Source organism: Roseateles sp., assembly GCF_036486225.1.
In the GTDB taxonomy this organism is placed as follows: Bacteria; Pseudomonadota; Gammaproteobacteria; order Burkholderiales; family Burkholderiaceae_C; genus Roseateles.
This window is the reverse complement of record NZ_DASVNZ010000119.1, coordinates 1-3,579: the sequence shown is the minus strand read 5'-3', so window position 1 is coordinate 3,579 and position 3,579 is coordinate 1. Positions and strand designations below refer to the sequence as shown.

The window sequence follows — 3,579 nt, the reverse complement described above, 5'->3', positions numbered from 1 at the left end:
CCGCCCTTGGAGGCCGACACCCGCGTCGCGCTCACCAGGTCGTTGGCCTGCTGCGCCGAGCTCGCCGTGTTGGCCACCGTGCCGGTCAGCTCCTCCATCGACGAGGCCGTCTCCTGCAGGTTGGAGGCCGTGGCCTCCGTGCGCGCCGACAGGTCCTCGTTGCCGGTGGCGATCTCGCGCGTCGCGACGTTGATCGTCTCCGTGCCGTCCCGCACCTGACGCACCATGCGGCGCAGCGAGTCCTGCATCGCGCTCAGTTCGCGCAGCAGCACGCCGATCTCGTCGCTGCGGTCGACGACGATGTCCTGGCTCAGGTCGCCGCTGGCGATCGTCTGCGCCACCGCGCCGGCCCGCACCATGGGCGCGCGCACGGAATGCGTGATGCGCCACGCGATGAAGATGCCCAGCACCACGGCCAGCGCCGTCAGCGTCAGCATCAGCGTCGCCGCCTGCGCGGCCTGCTCGCGCTGCTGCGCGGCGAAGGTCTCGGTGTCGTCCGAGATCAGCGACACCAGCTTCTCGACCGAGGCCAGGTAGCTGGCCGCCGCCGGGATCAGCGTCTGGTCGACCTGCCGGCCGCCAGCCTCCGGATCGGCCTTGATCGCCGCCATCACGCCCTTGCGGATGTCGACGTAGCGTTGCCGCTCGGCCGCGATGACCGGCAGCTGCGCCTTCTGCTCGGGATCGTCGATCGCCTTGTCGAGGTCGGCCTGCAGCGCGTTGATGCGGTCCGTGGTCTTGGTCATCTCGCCGGACAGGAAGCCGCTGAGGCCCTCGTGTCCGCCGGACTTGGCCATCGCCATCACGCGGTTGAGGTTGAGTTCGGTGGCGGCGCGCCAGTTCGTGGCCATCAGCCGGCGCTGCTCGAGCGTGTGCAGCTGGTCGCTGAGCCGCACCATCTCGCGCAGCTTGAACACGCCCACCCCGGTCATCAGGGCCGCCATCGCGAGTACCGCCGCGAAACCGACCTGCAACAAGGTCGTGATCTTCATCCGGCTCAGTGCCTTCAGCATGGCGTACTCCAATATCGATGGTGCAATCGATTATGGGAGTGCCCCCTGGCCCGGGCAACACGCGGGAGAACCCGGGTCCCTCGTCCGAGGGGCCGATGGAATAAGGGAACCCGGGCGATCCGCGACCTATCTCACGCCGGGTGCCGGGTCATGCGTGGCGCGGACACCAACACGACACATGCCGTCCCGCGCGGCTTCACGCGGTCCGACACGGCTTCGCGTGCCCGTCACGCCAGCCGGAACACCCGCACCAGCTCCGCGAGCTCCTTGGCCTGCTGCTGCAGGCTGTCCGCGGCCGCGCTGCTCTCCTCGACCAGCGCGGCGTTCTGCTGCGTGACCTGGTCCAGCTGCGTGACCGCGTCGCCGATCTGCTGGATGCCGCGCGACTGTTCGCCGCTCGCGGAGGCGATCTCGCCGATGAGCACGCTGACCTGCCGCACCTGCTCGACGATGCCCTGCATCGCCGCGCCGGCGTCGTCGGCGAGCCCGGACCCGGACTGCACCTGCTCGACGCTGCGGCCGATCAGCGCCTTGATCTCGCGCGCGGCCTGCGCCGAACGCTGCGCCAGCGCGCGCACCTCCGACGCGACCACGGCGAAGCCCTTGCCCTGCTCGCCGGCGCGGGCCGCCTCGACCGCCGCGTTCAGCGCCAGGATGTTGGTCTGGAACGCGATGCTGTCGATGACGCCGATGATGTCGGCGATCTGCTTCGACGAGGTGCTGATGTCCTGCATCGTCCGCACCACCTGCTGGACGACGCCGCCGCCCTGGCCCGCGGCCTCGGCGGCGCGCGTGGCCAGCGCATCGGCCTGGCCGGCCGTCGACGCATTGTTCTGCACGGTGCTCGACAGCTCCTCCATCGACGCGGCCGTCTGCTGCAGGTTGCTCGCCTGCTCCTCGGTGCGCTGGCTCAGGTCGAGGCTGCCGATGGCGATCTCGCTGGAGCCTGTCGCGATGCTCTCGCTGCTGTTGCGCACGCGGCTGACGATGTCGCGCAGCGAGCCGGCCATCGCGCCCAGCGCCGCGATCAGCCGCGCGGCCTCGTCCTGGCCGGGCGTGGCGTCGCGGCTGCGCAGGTCGCCCTGCGCGACGGCCTCGGCGAAGTGGACCGCCTCCTGCATCGGCGCGGTGATCGAGCGCGTCGTGAAGACGCCCGCGCCCAGCGCGATGAGCACCGCGGCCAGCGCGGCGGCCAGGCTCCAACCACGCACCGACGCGGCGGTCGATTCGGCGCTGCGGAAGGACTCCGCGCCGACGCGCACCTGCAGCGCGAGCAGAGCGTCGATCGCGGTCTTCGCCTGCGCGCCCAGCGTCACGATGCGGTCGCCGTAGATCGTCTGCGCCTGGGCCACGTCGCCGGCCTTCACCGCGTCGCGAGCCGCCAGCAGGCCGTGCCGCACGTAGTTGCCGCGGACCTCGGCGAAGGCCATGGCCAGCTGCTTCTCCTCGTCGGTGAGGTAGGTGGACATGTAGTCCTTCCACAGCCCGGTGATGGTCGCGATGTTGGCCTGCAGCTGCGTGTCCAGCGTCGACAGCTGCGCCGGGTCGCGGATCATCTCCGTCACCAGGATGCGGTTGCGCAGCATCAGGCTGTCGATGTCGCCGATCTGCTTGAGCGGAAGGGTCCGGTCCTCGTAGATCGTCTTGAGATCGGAGAACACGCGGCCGCTGCCCTGGATGCCGAGCGCCGAGACCCCGAGGATCAGCAGCAGCATCAGGCCGAAGGCCAGCGACAGGCGCTTGCCGGTGGTGAAACGACGCAGGAAGGTCATGGCGGTCTCCAACGGGTCTTGTCAACGACGGTGCCAGAGCCGATTGCACGATATGTGCCAGCGATGGGGAAGCCCCGCACTCCGGTGACGAGGATCCGTGTCCGCCGTGAAGCGCGTCACGACGGGTCGTGCGCCCCTTCCGTTCCCTGTGCAGCGTTCTTGCGCGGGATCCGGTCGGCAAAGGACACGCGCCGCGCCCGGGACTGCGCCGCCAGCGCTTCCGCCTGAACCACGCCCATGCGGTACAGCAGATCCGCGTCGGGCAACGGCACGCGCGTCTCGGCAAAGACCTCGAGCGCCCGATCGAATCCGCGACGCGACTCCCAGTCCGAACGCAGGCGCTTCGCCGCGCGATCGCGTGTCCGGCGCTCGTCGTCGACGGGCTCGGCCCTGGCGTAGGCGGAGTCGGGCCAGGCCCAGTGCTGCAGCCGCGCGGCCGTCACGAGATCGCGCGGCAGGCGCGACGGACGCAGGCTGCCGCGCACCGGGCAGGCCATGTCCATCTGGTCGGCAAAGAGCCGGGCGATCCGGCTCAGATCGCCTGGATCCGCGCCGGTCCGGCCTTCGTCCGCGGGCAGGCGACGCAGCAGATCCTGTACGGCGATCGCCGCCGGCGCCGGCAGCAGCTCCCTGGGCACCATGCGCAACGCGCCGCGGAGGACGCGTCGCTCGTCGGCGCTCGGCAAGGCCGTGGCGCGACTCTGCATCGCGGCGATCGTGGCCGAAAGCTGCCGCTGCATTTCCCGGAATGCTGCCGTCGGCGGCAGTTCCAGGCGACAGTCGTCGTCGCACAG

Annotated in this window: 3 protein-coding genes; all 3 read right to left on the bottom strand. The window is 70.6% G+C overall.

Annotated features, from left to right (window positions below; translation table 11 throughout):
* On the bottom strand, positions 1 to 1,013 hold a 1,013-nt coding region (locus tag VF536_RS08395), incomplete at its 3' end, for a methyl-accepting chemotaxis protein (RefSeq protein WP_331614372.1).
* 227 nt (positions 1,014 to 1,240) lie between these two features.
* Positions 1,241 to 2,785 (bottom strand): methyl-accepting chemotaxis protein, encoded by a 1,545-nt coding sequence (locus VF536_RS08390; protein WP_331614370.1) that lies wholly within the window; start codon positions 2,783 to 2,785, stop codon positions 1,241 to 1,243.
* Between the two features lie 116 nt (positions 2,786 to 2,901).
* A partial coding sequence (locus VF536_RS08385; RefSeq protein WP_331614369.1) for a hypothetical protein occupies positions 2,902 to 3,579 on the bottom strand: 678 nt, incomplete at its 5' end.

Bases quoted from the DNA above. Each gene is read 5' to 3' on its own strand.
- VF536_RS08390 (WP_331614370.1), bottom strand. From the start codon at position 2,785: ATGACCTTCCTGCGTCGTTTCACCACCGGCAAGCGCCTGTCGCTGGCC.